The sequence below is a fragment of the Streptomyces gelaticus genome, from assembly GCF_014649535.1.
Classification (GTDB): domain Bacteria; phylum Actinomycetota; class Actinomycetes; order Streptomycetales; family Streptomycetaceae; genus Streptomyces; species Streptomyces gelaticus.
The window spans coordinates 161079-180882 of record NZ_BMTF01000009.1 but is presented as its reverse complement, the minus strand read 5'-3'; the positions used below and the strand labels follow the sequence as shown (position 1 = coordinate 180882).

General features: G+C 67.6%; 19 protein-coding genes, 1 pseudogene and 1 riboswitch. Of the genes and pseudogenes, 10 read left to right on the top strand and 10 right to left on the bottom strand.

The features are described from left to right. Positions 1-518 precede the first annotated feature (518 nt). Together IE107_RS16300 and IE107_RS16295 are read left to right on the top strand one after the other, a co-directional pair. Positions 519-1079, top strand: a complete 561-nt coding sequence (locus IE107_RS16300) for a hypothetical protein (protein WP_189544476.1) — start codon at positions 519-521, stop codon at positions 1077-1079. Between the two features lie 202 nt (positions 1080-1281). Next, positions 1282-2118: an SGNH/GDSL hydrolase family protein gene (locus IE107_RS16295; protein ID WP_189544475.1), complete on the top strand. Its 837-nt coding sequence runs from the start codon at positions 1282-1284 to the stop codon at positions 2116-2118. 698 nt (positions 2119-2816) lie between these two features. On the opposite strand, the gene IE107_RS16290 is transcribed toward IE107_RS16295, so the two are convergent. The 3 genes from IE107_RS16290 to IE107_RS16280 form a co-directional block, all read right to left on the bottom strand. Further along, complete coding sequence (locus IE107_RS16290; RefSeq protein WP_189544474.1) at positions 2817-3695, bottom strand: hypothetical protein; 879 nt, start codon at positions 3693-3695, stop codon at positions 2817-2819. A 374-nt stretch (positions 3696-4069) separates the two neighbouring features. Then, a complete protein-coding gene (locus IE107_RS16285; protein ID WP_189544473.1) occupies positions 4070-4528 on the bottom strand; it encodes a hypothetical protein in 459 nt (152 codons plus the stop codon). 639 nt (positions 4529-5167) lie between these two features. After that, complete coding sequence (locus IE107_RS16280) at positions 5168-5854, bottom strand: HAD family hydrolase (RefSeq protein WP_189544523.1); 687 nt, start codon at positions 5852-5854, stop codon at positions 5168-5170. Between the two features lie 570 nt (positions 5855-6424). Between IE107_RS16280 and IE107_RS16275 the strand changes: the two genes are divergently transcribed. The 3 genes from IE107_RS16275 to IE107_RS16265 all read left to right on the top strand — a co-directional run bounded on the left by IE107_RS16275 (position 6425) and on the right by IE107_RS16265 (position 9626). Beyond that, entirely contained in the window at positions 6425-7132 is a 708-nt protein-coding gene (locus IE107_RS16275; protein WP_189544472.1) for a ScbR family autoregulator-binding transcription factor, read from the top strand. Between the two features lie 479 nt (positions 7133-7611). Continuing rightward, positions 7612-8733, top strand: a complete 1122-nt coding sequence (locus IE107_RS16270) for a PP2C family protein-serine/threonine phosphatase (RefSeq protein ID WP_189544471.1) — start codon at positions 7612-7614, stop codon at positions 8731-8733. A gap of 101 nt (positions 8734-8834) precedes the next feature. Continuing rightward, positions 8835-9626, top strand: coding sequence for an aminoglycoside adenylyltransferase domain-containing protein (locus IE107_RS16265; protein WP_189544470.1), 792 nt, complete (start codon positions 8835-8837; stop codon positions 9624-9626). A 332-nt stretch (positions 9627-9958) separates the two neighbouring features. Here the strand turns inward: IE107_RS16265 and IE107_RS16260 are convergent, their stop codons facing one another. Next, positions 9959-10621 (bottom strand): response regulator, encoded by a 663-nt coding sequence (locus IE107_RS16260; protein WP_189544469.1) that lies wholly within the window; start codon positions 10619-10621, stop codon positions 9959-9961. Further along, positions 10618-11745, bottom strand: a complete 1128-nt coding sequence (locus tag IE107_RS16255; protein WP_189544468.1) for a sensor histidine kinase — start codon at positions 11743-11745, stop codon at positions 10618-10620. The genes IE107_RS16260 and IE107_RS16255 overlap by 4 nt, the downstream gene beginning before the upstream one ends. A 220-nt stretch (positions 11746-11965) precedes the next feature. On the opposite strand from IE107_RS16255, the gene IE107_RS16250 reads away from it, so the two are divergent. After that, complete coding sequence (locus IE107_RS16250) at positions 11966-12379, top strand: DUF6223 family protein (RefSeq protein ID WP_189544467.1); 414 nt, start codon at positions 11966-11968, stop codon at positions 12377-12379. A 401-nt stretch (positions 12380-12780) separates the two neighbouring features. On the opposite strand, the gene IE107_RS16245 is transcribed toward IE107_RS16250, so the two are convergent. Further along, the gene (locus IE107_RS16245; protein WP_189544466.1) at positions 12781-14355 is read right to left on the bottom strand and encodes a N,N-dimethylformamidase beta subunit family domain-containing protein; all 1575 of its coding nucleotides are present in this window, start codon (positions 14353-14355) and stop codon (positions 12781-12783) included. A 291-nt stretch (positions 14356-14646) separates the two neighbouring features. Between IE107_RS16245 and IE107_RS16240 the strand changes: the two genes are divergently transcribed. Together IE107_RS16240 and IE107_RS16235 are read left to right on the top strand one after the other, a co-directional pair. Further along, positions 14647-14793 (top strand): hypothetical protein, encoded by a 147-nt coding sequence (locus IE107_RS16240; RefSeq protein WP_229866981.1) that lies wholly within the window; start codon positions 14647-14649, stop codon positions 14791-14793. Next, positions 14736-15035, top strand: a pseudogene (locus IE107_RS16235) (GNAT family N-acetyltransferase); the annotation flags it as partial. The gene IE107_RS16240 and the pseudogene IE107_RS16235, both read left to right, overlap by 58 nt. A 64-nt stretch (positions 15036-15099) precedes the next feature. On the opposite strand, the gene IE107_RS16230 reads toward IE107_RS16235, so the two are convergent. The 4 genes from IE107_RS16230 to IE107_RS16215 form a co-directional block, all read right to left on the bottom strand. Beyond that, on the bottom strand, positions 15100-15690 hold the full coding sequence (locus IE107_RS16230) for an isochorismatase family protein (protein ID WP_189544464.1): 591 nt from the start codon (positions 15688-15690) through the stop codon (positions 15100-15102). Between the two features lie 257 nt (positions 15691-15947). Continuing rightward, the gene (locus IE107_RS16225) at positions 15948-16451 is read right to left on the bottom strand and encodes a SixA phosphatase family protein (protein WP_308434236.1); all 504 of its coding nucleotides are present in this window, start codon (positions 16449-16451) and stop codon (positions 15948-15950) included. Positions 16452-16621: 170 nt separating this feature from the next. Continuing rightward, on the bottom strand, positions 16622-17107 hold the full coding sequence (locus tag IE107_RS16220; RefSeq protein WP_189544462.1) for an inorganic diphosphatase: 486 nt from the start codon (positions 17105-17107) through the stop codon (positions 16622-16624). A 30-nt stretch (positions 17108-17137) separates the two neighbouring features. Continuing rightward, positions 17138-17202, bottom strand: a riboswitch (Fluoride riboswitch). Positions 17203-17331: 129 nt separating this feature from the next. Next, positions 17332-18183, bottom strand: a complete 852-nt coding sequence (locus IE107_RS16215) for an alpha/beta fold hydrolase (protein WP_189544461.1) — start codon at positions 18181-18183, stop codon at positions 17332-17334. Between the two features lie 371 nt (positions 18184-18554). Here IE107_RS16215 and IE107_RS16210 point away from each other — a divergent pair, with 371 nt between their 5' ends. Both IE107_RS16210 and IE107_RS16205 read left to right on the top strand, forming a co-directional pair. After that, a complete protein-coding gene (locus IE107_RS16210; RefSeq protein ID WP_189544460.1) occupies positions 18555-19049 on the top strand; it encodes a GyrI-like domain-containing protein in 495 nt (164 codons plus the stop codon). A gap of 116 nt (positions 19050-19165) precedes the next feature. Then, a complete protein-coding gene (locus tag IE107_RS16205) occupies positions 19166-19711 on the top strand; it encodes a YciI family protein (RefSeq protein WP_189544459.1) in 546 nt (181 codons plus the stop codon). Positions 19712-19804 lie beyond the last annotated feature (93 nt).

Genomic DNA, 19804 nt, shown 5'->3' with positions numbered 1-19804 from the left:
CAGCTCGACATCGACGGATTGAATTGCCGGGACGCCGAGTTCACAACTCCCATTGACACGAGTCGACCCAACCCTGAAGTGAATCAAGAAGCAAAATTCCCGAAATCACCTGAACATGCCGTTATGAATGCACCCACATGATCCACATGAATACACATTCACCATTCACGACCCATTCACGACAACCCGCACCCTCGCAACAGGGGCGGACGACCGAGACCAGACGCACCATGGGTTCCCGCATCACATGAATTGCGCCAACCCTGTATGGCGCACCCATACCAATTCAGACAGGGCTGCGCGAGCATCCATCCATGCTGATCAGCAACTCCAGCTCCACAAAAGTCCCAAGAAGCACCACCGCGCCGACTGGCTGAAAAGCCTCTCGAAGTCGACAGCGAAACCATTGACGCGTACACGCCACTTGGGATACGGTCCGCCGAATTAGCACGCCCCCCACACACACAAACAGCTCCCGCTTCGGTGGCCAGAGGCGGGAGCTGGGAGGAGATATTGCAATGTTCAGCCTGCCCAAAAAGTTTCGATTACGGCTTCCCAGCACATTCACACGTACAGTGATCGGCCTGGCAGCAGGAGTTCTGCTCGCGGGGAGCGCGCCTGCGGGGATCGCTTTCGCGGACACCACCGACGCCCCACGCCACCGCGCAAATGCCGAACTCCGGGACACGCGCTGCGCCGTCCCGGCTGACCGCGCCCTGGACATCACCCGGACCGTGTTCCGGACAGCGGTCGAGCGCGGCGTCACCGACAAGGTGCTGCTCGCTGCGTTCGAGACGGGCTGGGTGGAGTCCCACATGAACAATCTCAACTGTGGCGACCGCGACTCGCTCGGCGTCTTCCAGCAGCGCCCGAGTCAAGGCTGGGGCACCCCGGAAGAGTGCATGGACCCGGTGCATGCCACCAACGCATTCCTGGACCAGGCCGTTCCGAACGATGCCGACAACCCGGACTTCACGGCGGGCGAACTGGCGCAGAGCGTGCAGCGGTCGGCGTTCCCGGACCGGTACGACGAGAGCGAGGCCAAAGCCCTGGCCCTGATCGCGGAAGTTCAGAGCTGACGCTCCTCGAACACTCCGAGCGATCCGATTCCCGCGCCGTCGGGTCACCGAGCCGCATGGGCGGCTCATGGCCCCGGGGCCACCCGCCGGGAAGCACCCTCGTTCCGCACACCGCCGAACTCCAACTCCCAGTCGTCCAGCACCGCTGGCTGCCCGACTGGTCCAACAGGTTGCCCAGTCCCCCACACTCCAGGAGTGAAGCATGCGCTCGTCCAGAGCCCGCAGACGCCTCGCGTCCCTTTCCCTCTCACTGGCTGCTGTCTGCCTTGCGGTCCCCGTTGCCCCAAGTGCGTACGCCGCGGACCGCGAGCCGTCGTCCGCCGGCAAGTATGTGGCACTCGGCGACTCCTACGCCGTCGCGCCCGGCACACGCGAATACGACAACCCTGACGACCCATGCCGTCGCGGTCCGTCGACGTACTCCCGGCTGTGGGCCCGACAACACCCCTCGTACTCTTTCGTGGAGGCGTCGTGCTCCGGGGCGACCACCGCAGAGCTGACAAGTCAGCAGGTACCACAGCTCACCACGGACACCACACTGGTGACGGTGCAGGTGGGCGGCAACGATGTCGGTTTCGTCGATGTGTTGACGAACTGCATCCTCACCGTCGACGACAAGGACTGCATCGCCGGAGCAGAAGCTGCCAAGGCCGCCGCGACCAGCAGTCTGCCGACTGCTCTGACGAACACGTACGCGGCGATTCGGGCAAAGGCGCCGAACGCCAAGGTCGTGGTGGTGGGCTACCCACGGCTGTACACGATCGGCGGCAATTGCGGCATCTTCGGGCTCAGCGACCGTGAGCGGACGGCCCTCAACTCGGCCGCCGACACCCTCGCCTCGGTTCTGGCAGCCGAGGCCGCGAAGGCCGGTTTCACCTTCCTCGACCCTCGTGCCGCGTTCGACCCGCACACCATCTGCGCCGACGCCCAGGTCTGGGTGACGAGCCTGGAGTGGAACAAGATCAACGAGTCCTACCATCCGAACAAGGCCGGGCACAGCGAAGGCTATCTGCCGCTGCTGAACGCGCTCACGGGCTGATCACGTTCAACAACAGCAGGCTGTTCGGCGTCTCCGGACGCCGTGCGGCTTTCGCGAGCCGGGTGGCACAACCTCCGGCATCGGCTGGGGTGTCACCGTCGCCCCCTCTGTGGAGACGCATCGCGCCCCGCGAGCACCACTTGACTCACCCTCCCCCGGTCGTTGCTGCGGCCCTGGACAACATGCCGCTGCAGCGACCGGGGCAGCGCTTGCGTCATGTCGCCATGACGTCCGACAACGCCGCCACGAACTCACCGGGGTCGTGCCAGATGTACCGCGCGCCCGGCATCGGCCGCGAGTTGATCCCTCTTCTGCATCTGCGAGGTCGAGCGCGGTGTGCCAACTCTCCGGTGCACGATATCCGGCGCGGAGGAGCACACGGCCGTTGCTGTGGCGCCGGGCCATCATGGCCTTGGCGCCCGCCTCTGCCACCATGCCGGCGCTGCCGATCAGGAGTCCGACGCCGCGATGACGCGCCTCTGCATCGTTGATGTATGCCTCGGCGAACGTCCTGCCGAGATAAGCGGGATCCGCCTCGGAGAGAGCCTTCCGGGTACTTGACCAAGCGCCATCAGCACCGATGACCAGGTCGAAGCCCGCAGCGTGCCGTCGTCGAGGTAGGCACAGTCGGCGCCGGAAACGCGATCACGGTGCAGGACACCGTCTCACGCTCCATGAATTCCTGATGCTGCCCCGGTTCAGCCGGTCCGGGTGTAGTGCTGCAGATAGAGGAAGATCGACTTCCAGCCCGATCCCACGTTGACGATGTGCAACTGACCGCCCGATGCACCGAAGTCCCAGGCGGCGATTCCCTGAACTTCGTCTCCGGACTCCACGTCCTGGTGGAACTCGTAGGCGACCTGACCGGAGCTGGTGTTGATCGAGTAGACCGACTTCGCCGAGTCGTCCACGGAGGCATAGAGCTTGCCCTGCCACATCGCGGCGCCCTGGATCCTGCTCAGGGGCTGTGACAGTGTCACTGTCTTCACCACAGGAAGCGTTGAACCGGCCGGGAGGTTCAGCAGGTCGTTCAGGCTGTAGGCGACCAGCTTGTTCGTACCCTGCGCGGCATCCTGATCCCAGGGCGAGGTGTAGATCAGTCCCACAGCAGCGTCCACCGCGACCCACGGCACCCCGCCCGGCATCTGCGCAAGGGGCAGTTGCACATAGCGGCCCGTGTAACTCAGGTCACTCGCGTTGTACAGCGCCAGCAGCGGATGCTGGTAGCCACTGCCACCATCTTCGATCGGCGCGATCACATAGCCGCCGTAGCTCTCCACGTCCCCAATGTGATCGCTGCCGTACGTCCCGCTCAGCCCCCAGGGGATCGGGGCCATCGATGATGCGACCTCCGAGTCGTTGGCGACGGTGGCCTTCACCATCCCGCCGGGCCCGGCATAGTAGAAATACGTCCCGTCCGTCGCCACGCCCTGCCCGCGCTCCAGCGCATTGAGCCCTGTCCATCGCTGATAGTCCGCCGTGCGTGTCCAGGTCGCGGCCATCGCGGGAGACGCCGCACTCCCGATGAATGTCGCGGCCGCGATCGCCACGACCGCCGAGATCCTGCCCAGCATCATCTGATCCCACCCTCCCTTTTCTCTGCCATGCGGAACGCCGCTTTTCAGGGGCGATTGGATTACAGCAGCGGTGGACGACTACCGTCAATGAGCCCTGGATGAACGCTGGTTGACCTACGAAGCTGGGCAGCGACCCGAGCCACACGCCGGTGCGGGTGTGAGACCTGAACAGTGGTGGACAGACCGTCCCGGAGCCGATGCCACTGCCGACAGGGGGTGCTGGCAGTGGTACCTGGCAGCCGGGCGATGCAGCTGCAACGAGGTTTGTCGCGCGGGACGACGCGAGCCCGCTCGCGGCAGGATGCGGCGGGCCGGCGGCCGTCGCGCGGGAGGGCGCCACGAGCCGGGTCCTGAATGGAACCGAGAAGCAATGCCTAACCCCGCATCGCAGTGCTGTAGACATAGAGGGCGACCACACCGGCGACACAGGCAAGAATCACCAATGAACCGAAGCTGGTGTGTTTCCCAGTGACTTTGGGCCGCGCGGCCTTCCCGGAGCGTTTGGACCGCCCAGGCGCTGCCCGCGGCACAACCAGCGCCGTATCGGCCGCCGCCTCGGCGAGCAGGCGACGGCAGGTCGCAGCGAGCACGCCTGTACTGGAAGAGAGGGGAACCACGGCCTCCGAGCGCGCCGGAGCAGTGGTGCCGCCGTCCAGGATGCGCCCCACGCGTACGAGGACCTCGTCCCGGCCGCCCGCCGGAGCGAGGCTGATCCACCGCCGTACATGCTCACCCCGAATGACCACACCGCCGGACCGCTCCCGGTACACGGTGTGTTCTCGCCACAAGACCTCCGCCAACTCACCGGCGGTTTCCCTCAGTTGCGCGCTCAAAACCCCTCCCCCTCCGCCTCACGGCGAATCGAACACTCGTCGCACTTTAGCCGTAGGGGCAGGGAGGGGATCCAGTAGCCCCCGCGGCAGGCCGAGCTCAGCTCACAGTCCGGCGCAGATACTCCTCGCCCCTCTGTCTCCGACACCGCCCAATAGTGTTGCGTGACATTGGTGTGTGGCACTCCTGGCCTGCCTGACACTTCGGGATGAATCGCAATACGGCCACGCACTCCTGGAAACGCTCGGCGACGCCAGGATCGCCGCCGACGGCGCCCCGCTCCCACCGACGGGTTCGAGGACGCACTACGCGGACTGTGTCACACCGTTCGGCATTCGAGGCACAGCCGGCTTCGTCCCGACGGACCAGATCCAGGGCCTCCTTCGTCCGGCCCGCCAGGAACAGGATCCCGACCTTCGCCCACAACGGACTTCCCCATGACGTTGTCAAGCCTCCAGGCCTCCCCACGGGGAGGGACGACGTCTGGCGATACCGATACCAGGCCCGAGCCCAGGCCGGCCATTGTCGTCGGCAATCCGCGAAAGCGACATGAAGATCACGATCTGCGGCTGGACTACTGGTACTCCAGCAGGTCGTCTCCATTTGTGCTGCACAATGGCTTGGGCGTGGAGAGCGTAGTACTAGGCAGTGCCGTCCGCCCAGGCCTGGGCCCATGCCTGGAGTTCCGGATCAGCCAGAGTACGCAGCCACAGATCGGCCCGGTCAGCCTTCTCATCAGCCGGCCGAGGTCCCACGCCGAGCACGCGCATGCCTGCTCTCCGGGCCGACTCGACGCCGGTGACCGAGTCTTCCACAGCCATCGCGTCCTCAGGCCGCACGCCGCACAGACGGACTGCGGTGGCATAGACGTCCGGATGGGGTTTCGGCAGCAGTCCGTCACCCGCGACGACGACATGTGCGAAGCAGCCGAGCAGGCCGACCCGGGAGAGGCTGGACTCGACCACGTCCAAAGGGCAGTTACTGGCAACCGCGAGCGGGATATGGCGGGCGGCGAGGCGGACCAGCGCCGCCGCACCCGGCATGGTCACGGGGTCTTCGGCCACGAGCGCCATGAAGTGTCTCAGAAGCGCACGCGTCATGTCGTCGGCTAGTTGCGGCTTCCCGGACTCTCCGGCCATGAGGCTGCCGCACTCGATGTAGTGCACGCCCTTGGCCCGCTCGGCGAAACCCGGGCGGGGCGTCAGCCCGAACTCCACGAAGACCCGGCTACGCGCATCCTGCCAGTGTCGTTCGGTATCCATCAGGGTTCCATCGCAGTCGAAGACGATGGCAGCCGGGGACCAAGTGAAGATGTGACGAGGTGTCATTTGCCTGCCGTTCTCGAAGAGCGTGCCGCCCCGCGTCGTCGGTGCCCGCAGTTGCAAGCAGGGGACCGCGGAAAGGCCCGCTCGGCCGCAGAAGGTGCGCCGTCGAACGATCCCCGCTCGACCACGCGTGAAGGCTGATGCTTCGCCTCCGGGCCCTCCAGCGGTGGACATCGTCCGGCCTTCACCGGAAGAACCCAGAAACATCGTGATGACTACGTTAATTTCGCGACCGAGAGGGCGCAATCATCATTTCGAGTGTTTGACGCCACGCTCATTACCAAGTAATCGCGAGGCATGCGCGAAATCCGGCGGTGGGCAGTGAGGCCCCGCACTCCTCCAACTGCCCTTGCATCAAGGTGACTTGACAGACGATGCCGTATCCCGGAGACCGGTGGCAACGCTCGGCAGCACCGACGAAGCGCGACTTTCTTCCATTGACCGTACTCACGAACTACCCAAGACCAATAATAATCTCCACGCATTAACGGCACGGAGCGCCGTCAGTGCACCACGGCGCACGACCTTCCCGGATCAGGAAAATGGGTACTGGCGAACGAAGGCGGAACACACATGCAGGACAGGGCACGCGCAACGCGCAGGTCTCTACTGGAAGCCGCAGCACACCTTTTCGTCGAACAAGGGTACGCACGGACAAGCATCAATGAGATCGGCGACCTCTCGGGGCGCACCAGCGGGGCTGTCTACTTCCACTACTCCAGCAAGGAGAAGCTCGCACTGGCCGTCGTACGCGAACAGTTCGCAGCTTGGCCCTCGTTGGCCGACCGCTATGCCACCCCCGGGATCCCGCCGTTGGAGAAGCTGGTCGCCCTCAGCTTCGATATCGCCAAGGCGCTGCGCGACGACGTCATGACCCGGGCCGGCGCGCGTCTGTGGGCTGAGCGCCGCACCATCGACGTCGCCATACCCACGCCCTTCGCCATCTGGGCGGCTGCCGTCACGCGCCTTCTGGCCGAGGCGCGCGCCGAAGGCGAACTGGCTGACGAAGTCCAGCCGTCGGGCACCGCCACGACCTTGGTGTGCGCGTTCTTCGGGCTGTACGACCTCACCGAGGAGATGGCGGACCGTGAGGAACTCTCCGACCGGCTGCACCAGTGGTGGCTGCTGGTCCTGAAGGCGCTGCAGGCACGCCCCGAGCCCGCCGCCCTGGTGGCACGGGCCTTGGCGCACCACCAGCCGGCGCCCACCGGAAATCGGTCACGGCGACCGGGCTCAAGCGGGTACCGGGAAGGTCGTGCCATGACTCGATCCTCTCCATGAATGGGGCCCGTTCCCATCGGCTGTCGAGCGGCAGACATCTTGCTGTCGGGAGGTTGGCTCCCGCCTCCCCTCTTCCTCACCACCTCACGGCGACGCCGCCATTTCTGCTCGACATTCCCCGACCGGACAGTCACCAACTGACTCCGGAACCCGTCAGCAACGCTGTTCCTGAAAAGCAGCGCAGCCTCCCATGGGTTCGCACGGCATGACCAACACCCCTGCCGCAACCGCCCCGTTCTCGCGAATCAGGATCTGGACCGGAGCGCTGGTCTTCTGCGGCTGTCACCGGCCCGCTCCAGCCCGGTCTCCCTGACGAGCTCCTGGGCAGAGGTTGACAACAGAGGCGGCAGAGCGGGCGCCGGGCGGGACTGGCCCGGAGCCGGGCCGGGAGGGCACGGCCGTCCGGCGAGGCGTGGGCCGCCACGCGGTCGGGCCTGCTTACGGTAAGGGGCAAATGCCCCATCTGCCCCGGAGGTCCCGTGCTACGCAAGCATTCGAAGAAGCCGGTGCGTCCGGTCGAGGCCATCGCACCGCCGAGCGAGGCCGAAGTCGTGATCGCCGTTGCCTCGGTGACCCTGCTGGTGATGATTCTGGGAGCCCTGTCGCAGTCACCGGTGTGGCTGCTCGGGCTTCTCGTCTTCCTCCCGGGGGCGGCATCAGCACTGTGCACCGTTCGCCAGACGAAGTTCGTGTTCGCCTGGACCGGACTCGTCGTCATCGTCACCATGCTGGTCCGACAGGGGGACGGGCGGCCGTGGCTCGACAGGATCCTCATGGTTCTTCTCACCCTCGTCCTGGGTGCGGCCTCCGTCTACGCGTGCCATCGCCGCATCAGCCGTGAGCAGGAGATGATGCGGCTGCGCTCCACTGCCGCCGCGATGCAGCGCCACATCCTGCGCCCCCTGCCCATGCTCACCGACGACGTCCTCGTGAACGGCGTGTACGAGCCCGTTCAGGAGGACCGTCTGGTCGGTGGAGACATCTACGATGTCGTCAACTCACCATGGGGCACCCGGGTGCTGATCGGTGACGTCCAGGGAAAGGGCCTCCCGGCGGTCGGCGCCGCGTTCGCCGTCATCGGCGCCTTTCGTGCGACGGCCCACCAGGAACCGACCCTGACCGCGCTCGTCGAAGCCTTGGACGCCTCCGTCGTACGGCACAACTCCTATGCCGCGCAGACCGGCGACGACGAACGGTTCGTCACCACGCTCATCCTCAACATCGACGCAGGTGCAGAGGTGCAGGCCGTCAACTGCGGTCACGTCCTGCCACAGGTGCTGCAGGACTCCACCGTCACGACACTGGCGCTCACGTCCGGCGTTCCCCTCGGTCTCGCCGAGCTCGCCGACGAACCCGCGACGGTCGACTGGTTCGTTTTCCCGCCCGGCGCGACCCTGCTGCTGACCACGGACGGACTCACCGAGACCCGCGACGCGGACGGAGCGTTCTACCCGCTCACTGAGAGTCTCACCCGGCGCGTGTCGCTCTCCCCCACCGACCTGCCGCGTGCGCTCTACGACGACGCGCGTGCGTTCGCCGGGGAGAGCGGCCAGCACGACGACGTGGCAGTACTGACTGTGCGACGGTCACCGAACCGCTGAGAGGACATCAAAGGTTGTCCTGCAAGTGGGATGACGGACCCGTGGTGAGGGCCCCTGATGACGCCTGCCGCGCCCTGCGAGTCGCCAGTATGCTCAGCTCCGTGACTCCCGATGGTCTTGTTCCTTCTGACGTCGTCCGTTATGTCGCTGAGGTATCAGCCGCCCTCGCCTGCGTGCGCCCCGACCTGATTGGTGTCTATGTGCATGGCTCGGCCGTGCTGGGGGGATTTCGTGCTGCGCGCAGTGACGTGGATGTGCTGGCCGTGGTCGCTGAGCCCGGCACCGAGGTGGACCAGCATGCCATGGGCGAGGCAGTGGTGAAGACCGCAGCGCAGTGCCCCGGCACAGGACTGGAGATGAGTGTCATCACCGCAGCGACTGCGGCCGGCCTCGATTCCTGTCCGTTCGAGGTCCACATCCGCGCCAGTGCGACCGAGCGCCTGATCATCCCCGGAATCAACCATGCCGGTGACACCGATCTGGTCCTGCACTGCGCCGTGTGCCGGGCACATGCGCTCGCCGTCTACGGTCCCCCGGCCGCCGAGGTCTTCGGACCGGTTCCTGCCGACCGCGTCGGTGCCTCGATGGTCAGCGAACTGCAGTGGGCACTGGACCATGCAAACACAACGTATGCCGTCCTCAACGCCTGCCGTGCACTGCGATTCGCCGATGACGGGCAGCTGTGCTCCAAGCTCGACGGCGGCGAATGGTACCTGGCGCGCCACGGGGCCAACGCGGTCGTGGCTGCGGCCATCGCCCACCAACGTGACGGACGTACAGGGCCGACGACGTCCGAAGCCGCCGCGTTCGTGGCGACGGCACTTGGCCGACTGGGCAGCCCGGACCTGCACTGGATTCCCCGCGACCGTGGTCGACTCCACCCGGAGCGGTGATCTCGGCATGTCTGGTGTGGTCAGGACGTCGGAGCCCTCCTGGATCACCCGTGCACAGGGCTGAGTCCACGCTGTTTCGCCAAGTTGGTGACCCGAACCCGCCGCGAGATCGCGGACGCCGCAGGCGGACGCGGAACCTGCAACTGGGGCACCGCATCCTGATGGTCGCGGCCCAACTAGTTGTGGAATCAAGCCGGCTCAGTGCTTTGCGATGCGATCGCCCCGCCCTGCAAGGGGGGTCGGATCACCGACAGTGATCCGGTCGGCACCCCTCCCCTGCCCATATGCCGCGACAAGAGCTTCCCCGTGGTCTTGGTGCGCATATCGAGCGGTCAAGTACTGCGCGGAGCAACCAGGCCGGATTCGTAGGCGAGGACTACAAGTTGTGCCCGGTCACGGGCATGGAGTTTGGCCATGGCCCGGTTGATATGGGTTTTCGCAGTCAGCGGGCTGATCACCATGCGGTCGGCGATCTCGTCGTTGGACAGGCCCCGCGCGACCAGGACAACAGCCTCACGTTCACGGGCGGTCAACTCCTCCAGCCCAGTACCGGTTTCGATGGGGAGTGGCCGGGTGACGTACCGGTTGATCAGCCTGCGCGTGATCGAGGGCGCCAGCAGGGCGTCGCCGCGAGCGGCGACGCGTACGGCATGCAGGAAGTCCTCTGGTACGACGTCCTTGACCAGGAATCCGGCAGCGCCGGCGCGCAACGCGTCGAAGACGTGTTCGTCCAAGCCGTAGTTGGTCAGGATGACGACGTGCACCCCTGCCAGGGCCGGGTCCGCGGCGATGCGCCGGGTCGTCTCGATGCCATCGATGACCGGCATCCGGATGTCGACGAGCGCAACATCGGGCAGGTGCTCTTCAGCGAGCTCCAGCCCCTCGCTGCCGTCAGCGGCCTCGGCCACCACTTCGATGTCGTCTTCGAGATCGAGAAGCGCTCGAAAACCGCTACGGATGAGCGGCTGGTCGTCGACCAGCAGGACACGGATCACAGCGTCCGGTCCACGGGGAGTTCAGCCTGGATGGTGAAGCCGCCTTCGCCACGTGGTTCGGCACGCAGCCGGCCGCCGAGTGCCGTGACGCGTTCACGCATGCCGAGCAGCCCGAGGCCGGGCACCGGGACGGTGGCCGACGTCGCCTTGCCGTCGTCGTCGACACGTATGACGAGGGATTCCGGACGGAAGTCGATCCGCACCGACGTGGTTGCCGCTTCCGCGTGCCGGGCGACGTTGGTGAGCGACTCCTGAACGATCCTGTAGACGGTCCGGTCCACAGCGGTCGGCACGTCGTGTCGCTGCCCCTCGATCGTCAGTGTCGCGTCCAGGCCGAACGTACGGGCCCGGTCCACCAGCTCGGAGACATCGTCGAGCCCGCGCGGTGGGGTCGTGTCGTCGTCGCGCAACGCCTCCAGTGTCGCCCGCAGTTCCCGGCTTGCCTCGCGCCCGGCCTCCTGGATGGCCAGCAGGGAAGGCGGCACCTCATCGCCCAGCCTGCGGGCCACGTGCACGGCGACCTCCGCCTGCACCTTGATGACCGAGATCTGGTGGGTGAGCGAGTCGTGCAGTTCCCGAGCGATACGGAGCCGTTCCTCGTCGGCGCGGCGCCGCGCGGTCTCCTCCCGGGTGCGTTCTGCCTCGTCCGCCCGCTGCTCTGCCTGCCGCAGTGCCTCTCCCGCGGCACCGGCCGCGATCAGCCAGGCAATTTCGAGGGCGTCTCGGGCGTGCGCGAGGACCTCGCCGGTGTTGTGCAGCCCCGCGGCCAGCGCCGCGAGCGGGAGCAGGGCCAGCATGACCACGCTCGCCGCCACCGTGACGGTGCGGTGTCCCGCACGTACGGCCGCGTACACCGCGAACAGGTACGCCACGGCGGGCACATCGAAACCGGCCGCCTGGTAGCCGACCGCGCTCAGCCCGGTGACGGCCAGGACGACAACCGGAGCCCGGCGGCGTACGCCCAGCGCCAGCCCGCCTGTCGTCAGCAGCACGTACCCGAGCAGGGCGAGGTCCGTATCCGAACGCTGTCCGGACAGCCCTGTGACCAGAAGCGCCGCCACCACACCGACAGCGATGGCCCAGTCTCCGAACCGGGCCCGGACGCCGGACTCACCTGCACTCATGTGCGCACCCTAACTGGCTGCCACCACGGGCGAGTCCCCCTCGCGAACGAGCGGCGGACTACCGCATACGCAGTACCTTCATACCTCCTGCGGCACCCGTGGCGGCCGGATACCGCATCAGCGGCAGTGCGAAGTGTCTGCGCCCGCCGGACGACCGCGGGCAGGGCCGGCAGACATGCTCGGGCAACACCCAGCCACAGGAAGAGAAGGAGTCCCTCGAATGTCAGTTCGTCGCCTGCTCGCCGCCGCCACCGCCACCGCCGTGCTCGGAAGCATCGGACTTGCCGCACCGGCGGCCGCGCACGTCTCGGCCCAGTCCGCCGCCGTCGATGCCTACAGCCTGACCACCGGGCGGCTCGTGGGCACCACGGCCGCGCTCGTGGCGCTGGCCGGCGTGGTCAGCGGTGGGCTGAGCCTTGGCAGCTCCGGCACCGGCAACAAGCGAATCAGGGCCATCGTGGCCCTCACGGCGGGGCTGGCCGGCCTGATCATCGGCACGCTCAATCTCGCCGTCGCCGACGGAGGTCCCGGAACCGGCAACGGAGTGGTCGGTGGGGCCTCGGCCCTGGTGCTGGGGCTGGTCGGCACCGCCCTCGGCGCCCTGGCTCTGGCGCGCTCCCGCCCCACCGGCTGACGTCAACCGATGGCCCGGGCCTCGGAAGCGGCGGTGGAGTCATCGTGCCTGCGACTGCGCCGCTGTTTGACCGGGCTCTGGGACTGGCGGGCCGCCACCCGTCGTGGAAGCGCCGGACCTGACCGCGTGTGGGTGGTGGGCGAGTGCGCAGCGGTTCGGACGGGAGCGGCTGCTGCCCGCGCGGCGGTGGCTGTTGGAGAACGTCCTCGGCCTCGAACCTCTCGGTGTGCTCGCACGGGGTGGGGCCACCGGTCACGGCAGTTCGGACGGTCCGTGTGACGACATGGGCTCCACGTGGTCCGGTCCTTCGCAGGGTGCGCCGACGAAGCGGGCTCGGTTCTGGACCGCAGAGTCGTGCCCGGTGGTGAACGGTGTTCTCCGGCGGAGCGGTACCGATGGTGTCAGCGTGGTGCGGACGCGTACACGTCCCTCACATCGTCCCTGGGCCTGGGCCTGTTCCGGCCGCACGGGCCCGCCGCGAACGCATGGAGCAGGTTCTCCGTGCTGCGGGTGACGAAAGCTCCCGTGCGGGCGTCCATGCCGTGGTTGCGTCCGTTCTCGCGGGTCCCCGCCATCAGAGCCTCGACCCACCGCATCGTCCCGGAGGCGAAGACGCCGGCCCCGCTCGGCACGGTGTAGTAGGCGGAGTCCGCGTGACTGGACCTGCCCTTACAAACGAGGGGGGAATGGGCGATGATCTCGAGCGGTGCCGGGGTGGGCACGCCGGGAGTGACCCGGTCGTACTCCACGCCGACCAGATGATCGAAGGAGGCCCCTCGCTTCACGCCTGTCCCCTCGAAGAGCCAGTGGTCGCTCCGGCGGACGACATACGGGGCGTCCACGGGGTAGCCCTCGTAGAGAACACCGGTGAGGGAGGACTCGGGAGAGGCGCTGGGCGGCCGGCGGAAGTCGTTGGTCGGCATGTCCGGGTGGTCGGCGAGGTACGGGTCTTTGCGGTAGTCGGTCTTGTAGCAGACGACGGTGCGGTCGGCGCCGGTGGCATCCGGCTCCAGCCTGACCCTGCGGAAGCAGGCGTTGGCCCCGAGGAAGGCCACGTTCGTACCTCTGTCGCGCGCCTGGGTGACGTATGCCCGTTGCTGCGGCGTCCAGTACTCGTCATGTCCCAGCGAGACGACTCCGGCCGCGTCATGGAGAATGCCGGGGTCGCGGTGGACGTCCAGGCCGGTGGTGTAGGCGAGCGGGATGCCCAGTCTCTCCGCCAGGACCACCGCCGCCCGTTCGTAAACCATGAACTTCTCGGCGCCGTTGCCGTCATAGGGCCGATCGAAGCTGACGGCGAGCGACCGTGTGCCGTACGCGCCGTTCTCGCCCTGGTAGAGGCTGTAGCCACCCCACAGGTTGTACGCCTGCCATGTTGCCGGGGCGTGCATCAACACGACTCTGCCCGCGGCGCTCGCCGAGCGGACGATCAGTGGCACATAGTGCTGGTGGGCGTCTTCCGAGTCCAGCCGGAGCAGATACGCTCCCTCCGGCCAGCCGCCGGTGCGGACGGGGAGTGTGCGTTGCCAGTCCGCCCGTACGGTGCGGGTGGCCTGGACCAGCCGGGGACGGGCCTGGACCGACCCGGCAACACGCTGCGAACGCCAGACCAGTCGCGCCTGCGCACCGTCGTACCAGCCGACGCGGTAGGCCGAGACCCGGAACGCCGGGGCGGTGGTGGAGACGTACAGGCCGAGCTCCTCGCCCGGCAACACACTCACCTTGTCGCCATAGCCCTCGATGGCTCCGGGCGGTCCCATCGAACGGACCCGCCAGTCGGTGTCCCCCGCCCGGGTGCTCTCCCCTCTCTCGGTGCGGCGGCCGACGCCGGGCGGGGCGGACCCGCCGGTCCCGGAGAAGTGGCAACCGGCCACCGCCACTCCGCCGGTCATCGCCCCGCTCACTGCCGCGGCGAGGAAGAGCCTGCGGTCCAACCGGCCGGGGATCCCTGCATTCTGCCGCTCACCGTGCTTCATGTCGCCCACCGAACCCCGTTCCGCAACACCGTCTCCGGCCATCGTCCCCTGCCATGTGCTCGGGGACGATCGGGCAGCGCCGAACCGGGGACGGGCCCCGTCGTGTCGCGCCATCGCAAGCAAACACAACGAGACCGCCGAGTCCTGTCAGGAAGCGGCCGGTCCCGGATCGCTCGTCCACCGCGGGCACACCCCGACCGGGATGGACAACCTGCTCAGGAAGGTCATGGGGGCGGGTCGGAACCGGAAACCAGGTGCGGGTTGTCGGTGGGATGGGGTGTGATCGGCGGTATGGCGATAGTGCTGAACAGGCCTGAGGTCGACAGGCTGAGCGAGGCTGTCGGTGCGCTGCGGGAGCGGCAGTACGACGGGGCGCCGCTGCAACTGCCCGGTGTCTGGTCGCGTACGACGACCGGGGCAGCGCGGTGGCGGCGGTGACGGTGTGGTCGGCCGGTCCGGGCAGGCCCGGGTTGCTCGAACCGATGGGCGTGCGGCGGGAGCATCGTCGTCAGGGCTACGGTCGGGCGATCACCGTCGCCGCAGCGGCCGCACTCCAGGAACTGGGCTCGTCGAGCGCGATCGTCTGCACTCCGAGCTCCAATGCCGGCGCCGTTGCCACCTATGAATCAGCCGGCTTCCGGCAACTCCCCACGGCCCGGGACCGATGCCGGAAGGCGTAGGGTCCTGCCACCAGAGCTACCGACACGCTCTGTACAAGCAGAATCCGCGATCGGGCCGGCCTGGTCAGGCAACGACGACAGGGGCACCGCTCAACGCAACACCGGCCCGGCGCAGCTCGTCGACTGCGGCCTGCGTGGTATCCAGGGCGACGCCGGCGGTGTAGTCGAGCAGGACCCGCACCGCAAAGCCCGCTCGTACGCCGTCCATTGCGGTGGCCTTCACACAGTGATCGGTTGCGATGCCTACGATGTCGAGATCGGTGACATCGCGGGCCTTCAGCCAGTCGGCCAACGTCGTACCGTCCTGGGTGAAGCCCTCGAAACCACTCTTCGAGGCGGAGTGCGCGCCCTTGAAGACGACCTCGTCGACCTGCCCGGAGTCGACAGCGGGCACAAAATCCGGATGGAACTCCCCACCTTCACTGCCGACCACGCAATGTACGGGGAACGAGTCCTGGAAGTCGGGGTTCTCGGAGAAGTGGCTGCCCGGATCGATGTGGTGGTCACGGGTGGCTACGACGAAGGCGTACTGCCCGCCTGAGCGCCGGAGCAATTCGGCGATGGCGGCGGCCCGGTCCGCACCGCCCTTGACCGGAACGCTGCCGCCCTCGCAGAAGTCCTTCTGCACATCGACGACGATCAGTGCTCGAAGCATGGGAAACGCCCTTCCCTCGGATACGGCCATCCCCCGATGGTCACCCTTCTGTCGGCGGACAAGCTCGCCCCTCGCCGGACATTCACCCGACCAGCACGGCACGCCCGGCCACGCGGTGCAGTTGTCCCTCTTCCGCAGGAATCACGGGTACAGAGAAGTCTCGCGGCGCGTTCCCTCGGCGCCCTCAGCCTTCTGCCCGAGGCCGTGGGGCGGACAGCCGAGGCAGGAAAGCGGCGGAAGACGGGCGGACCGGATCCTCAAGTGGCGGTGTCGCCGCGAGGGACGGCGAAGTCGTCGAGCGTCGCCGTGCCCGGCGCGAGGTGGCGCCACGACGGGCCGGACAACGACAGAATCGCGATCGCGGAGGTCGGGTACTTCACGCGTGCCCGCGCGAGTGCCTCAGCGTCTCCACCTCCCGCGAGGGACAGGACCAGGTCCTGCACTCCGGGCTGGTGGCCGATCAGCAGAACGGTCCGCCATCGCTCCGGCACGTCGCGCAGAACAGCGGACAGAGTGGACGCGCTCGCCTCGTACACCCGTGGCTCGAACACCCCCTCCGGTGACGCGCCCAGCTGCGCCGCGACCAGATCCCATGTCTGCCGGGTACGACGGGCGGTCGAGCAGATGACCAGGTCGGGCACGCATCTCGTCACGTACAGACGGCGTCCGGCTGACGGGGCATCCCGGCGCCCCCGGCCCGCGAGCGGGCGTTCGTGATCGGGTACGCCCTCCGGCCAGGCCGACTTGGCATGCCGCAGCACAATCAATCGGGGCGGAGCGGGCTCGGCCACGGGCTCAACCCGCTTCCCGCAGCGGAAGGCGTCCCAACTCACGGCTGAGTTCCAGACCGAGAGTCCGGGTCACCGCTTCACGCGTCCGGCGGTCAATGATCGTGGTCGTCACAGCCTGATTCCCTTCCCCGGCGGCCAGTTCAGTCCATGCATCCGGTGAGCTGAAGGTAGGCGTGCTGGGCATCCGCGACCAGTCGGTCGGCCTCCTTTCGGCTGCCACAGCCCATCACCTGATACGTGGAGCCGGGTGAGAGCCGACCGAGGGCCGCTGCCCACACTGCGGGCTCCGCATGCCAGCGGCCCAGATCTGCAGTATCGACCAGTCCGATGAAGGGCTCGGCCTCCGCAACGCACACCACCTCGTCCACGTCACGTCGGCCGTCGCTCAGGTGCAACACCGCCACCGGCCAGGCCGTCACTTCGTCGCCCGGCCGTGCCGGCTCCTGCATCAAGACCATGGTCCGCACGGACCCACCGTCCGTGTCGAGAGTGTCCTGAGCACATCCTTCGCCGACGGGCCAGCCGCCGACACGGCTCGGTGCGTCGTGCTCGGTGGCCTCCGGACCGCCGTGCCTCCCGATGGAGGACCCTATGGTCGACTCGACCTCGACCTTGATGCGGGACACCGCGCCACCTCCCGTAATGCCGGACGGCTGGATCGCACAGGGGCCATCAACGCCGCATCGGCGCGGTTACGGCGAGCCTCATCGCCCGATGTGTCCAGTGTCCCGCGCAGGGCCGGGCGGTACAACTGCCGGTCCCGGCGGACGGGAGAACGTTCCCGATGCCCGGTGGGCCTGCCCGAAGCGGTGATCTCGTTGAAACGGGGCCGTCGTGGACCACAAGACTGTCACCCACCGGCGCTCTGTGGAACCACCGCGCCTTGCACGAATCGCCGGAGGTGGGCACGCACGGCGTCCGGCTGCTCCAGCCAGGGTTCGTGTCCTGCACCCTCGATCCGGGTCAGGGGAAGGGCGAGCCGGAGGGCGAGAGATTCAAGTGCTGACACAGGGCGGGGATCCTCGGCACCAGCGAGGAGCTCCGCTCGCGCGGGCAGTCGCACGCGCAGCTCGGCGAGGTGCTCGTCGAGCGGGTCCATGCGTCCTTCTCTTCCGAGTTCGCTGTTCATGGCCCAGTTGACGGGGCGACGCTGCCGGGCGCCCTGTGCGGCCCACCGCCATCCGCGTCCGGGGTCTGCGTGATCGGTGAACCACGCCAGTGTGAGCAGCTCGACCTCCTGCTCCTCCGTACGGTGAGGCAGACCTTCCAATTCACGGAGCCGCTGTTGCTGTGCCGGCGACATGCGGCGGCCACGTTCCGCTCGGTCCCCGGTACGCCAATCACCGACGAACGGCCCGCACAACAGCAGCATTGCGGCAACCCGGTCAGAGTGCTTCAGGCAGAACCGGCTCGCCAGGTCGGTGCCGTAGGAATGCCCGATCAGCACGGCCTCGGGGACGCCCCATGCGTCGAGCAGTTCGGCGAGATCGTCGACATGCCGGGCGAAGGAATGACTGCCCTGCCATCGGGACCGGCCCGTGCCACGCTGGTCGTACCGGTACACAGGCGCAAGGTCCGCGATCATGGGGGCGACATCGCCGAGGTAGTCCGGCAGACCGGGACCGCCATGGAGCAGGACCACGGGGGGTTGCCGAGTCATGTCCCCCAGCGCCGTCCAGCGCAGTCGAGCCTTGTCGGTCATTGGCACGAGGCCTTCTGTCTCCATCGAGGTCACAGCAGGGAACCTATCGGTGTCACTGGGTCGGCGGCTGGGGTGGCCGAGACAGAAGCAGGCGCTGGAGGTTCTGTGGCCCGCCGCGTTCCGGCAGGATGCGTACGCCGCAGGCAGCGGCGGAAGCCGTCGCGGCAGGCGCGGTGGTCAGGCCACAGCCTGCGGCCACGGGGCGTGGTTCGTCAGTTCCTGAATCGAGCACGGTGCTCACTCTGCCCTCCGAGTCCCGTCGACGCGAGCCGCCCCGTCGTCGGCAAGGACGCCGAACGCGGGACGGTGAATTTCCGGAGCTCCTCAGGTCTATACATCCAGGGAAGCCTTGAAAACGGATGGAGAGCGGTATGAGCAGTCGCGGATTTGATGGCAAGGACAGCGCCTCACAGCCGGAACTCGTGGATCTGAAGCCGGTTACGACAGCGGTTGTCCGTGGTGTCGTCCCGATGTCCGGCCTGCGGGAGTTCTTCGACGCTTCGTTCGGAGCCCTGGCCCGGTCCTTCGCGGCGCAGCAGATCACCGTGCTGAGTCCAGCCTTCGGCCTCTATCACGGGTCGCCGGGCGAGACCCTGGACCTGGAAGTCGGGTTCGTGACGGACCAGGCGGTTCGGCCGGAGGCCGGGGTCGTGGTCGGTTCGCTGCCCGGGGGCAGGGTCGCGCGGCTGACCCACTCCGGATCGTTCGACGGCCTGGGGGCCTCCTGGGCACGGCTGCACACCTGGATTCAGGCATGCGGGCTGTCCGCCGGTGAGGACAGGTGGGAAATGTACGTAACGCAACCTTCACCGGACATGGATCCGCGTGACCTGCGCACCGAACTCAACTGGCCGGTGGCGGACTGACGGACCCGCCGCAGGGATACGGGCGCCGACCCCGCCCGCATGCGCTGGCCGGCGAGAACAGGCATCGCAGCGAAACCCGCTCGACTCGGTCACCTTCTTGAAGAGAACCTGTGGGCATGGAGTTCTTCTGCTACCACCGCGACCGGCCCGGCTCCGCAGCGCTGCGCGCCGGGCTACTGGAGAAGCACTGGTCCTATATGGACAGGTACGCGAAGGAGATGATCGCGCGGGGCCCGACCCTCGCCGGCGACACACCCACCGGCAGCATGCACATCGTCGATCTGCCTGATCCCGCTGCCGCCCGCGCGTTCGCCTTCGACGAACCCGGCTTCCAGGCCGGTGTGTACCGGGACGTGCTGGTACGACGATGGCGCAACCTGCTGGGGCGCACCATGTGGGACTTCTCCGGCGGCCGGTCCGGAGGCAACCGGTACCTGGTACTCGGCCTCGGCGAGGGCCGGGCCGCCGATCTCGCGGTGCCGCCCCATCGGGACGAACTGATCGCCTATGGACCGCTGCTGTCCGACGACGGCGCCGCCTGGTTGGGCACGGCGGTGTTGATGCGGGCGCCGGACCCGGGCGCGGCACGCGCCGTTCTCACCGCGGAACGGTACGCCGACATCGAGGTGCACAACTGGCAGTTCGGCGGGCGACCGTCATGACATGAGGGCGTCCGAGGTCGCCGGTTGCGCCGAAGTCCTTCGGGTCGTTCAGTATCCTCGTGTTTCGCCTGCGCCCGCAGTGCATCGGTCTGA

What these genes read in the sequence shown, in the direction of transcription:
- IE107_RS16300 (WP_189544476.1), top strand. Translation starts at nt 519, where the DNA reads ATGTTCAGCCTGCCCAAAAAGTTTCGATTACGGCTTCCCAGCACATTC.
- IE107_RS16295 (WP_189544475.1), top strand. Translation starts at nt 1,282, where the DNA reads ATGCGCTCGTCCAGAGCCCGCAGACGCCTCGCGTCCCTTTCCCTCTCA.
- IE107_RS16290 (WP_189544474.1), bottom strand. Translation starts at nt 3,695, where the DNA reads ATGATGCTGGGCAGGATCTCGGCGGTCGTGGCGATCGCGGCCGCGACA.
- IE107_RS16280 (WP_189544523.1), bottom strand. Translation starts at nt 5,854, where the DNA reads ATGACACCTCGTCACATCTTCACTTGGTCCCCGGCTGCCATCGTCTTC.
- IE107_RS16275 (WP_189544472.1), top strand. Translation starts at nt 6,425, where the DNA reads ATGCAGGACAGGGCACGCGCAACGCGCAGGTCTCTACTGGAAGCCGCA.
- IE107_RS16255 (WP_189544468.1), bottom strand. Translation starts at nt 11,745, where the DNA reads ATGAGTGCAGGTGAGTCCGGCGTCCGGGCCCGGTTCGGAGACTGGGCC.
- IE107_RS16250 (WP_189544467.1), top strand. Translation starts at nt 11,966, where the DNA reads ATGTCAGTTCGTCGCCTGCTCGCCGCCGCCACCGCCACCGCCGTGCTC.
- IE107_RS16245 (WP_189544466.1), bottom strand. Translation starts at nt 14,355, where the DNA reads ATGAAGCACGGTGAGCGGCAGAATGCAGGGATCCCCGGCCGGTTGGAC.
- IE107_RS16240 (WP_229866981.1), top strand. Translation starts at nt 14,647, where the DNA reads ATGGCGATAGTGCTGAACAGGCCTGAGGTCGACAGGCTGAGCGAGGCT.
- IE107_RS16230 (WP_189544464.1), bottom strand. Translation starts at nt 15,690, where the DNA reads ATGCTTCGAGCACTGATCGTCGTCGATGTGCAGAAGGACTTCTGCGAG.
- IE107_RS16215 (WP_189544461.1), bottom strand. Translation starts at nt 18,183, where the DNA reads ATGACCGACAAGGCTCGACTGCGCTGGACGGCGCTGGGGGACATGACT.
- IE107_RS16210 (WP_189544460.1), top strand. Translation starts at nt 18,555, where the DNA reads ATGAGCAGTCGCGGATTTGATGGCAAGGACAGCGCCTCACAGCCGGAA.
- IE107_RS16205 (WP_189544459.1), top strand. Translation starts at nt 19,166, where the DNA reads ATGGAGTTCTTCTGCTACCACCGCGACCGGCCCGGCTCCGCAGCGCTG.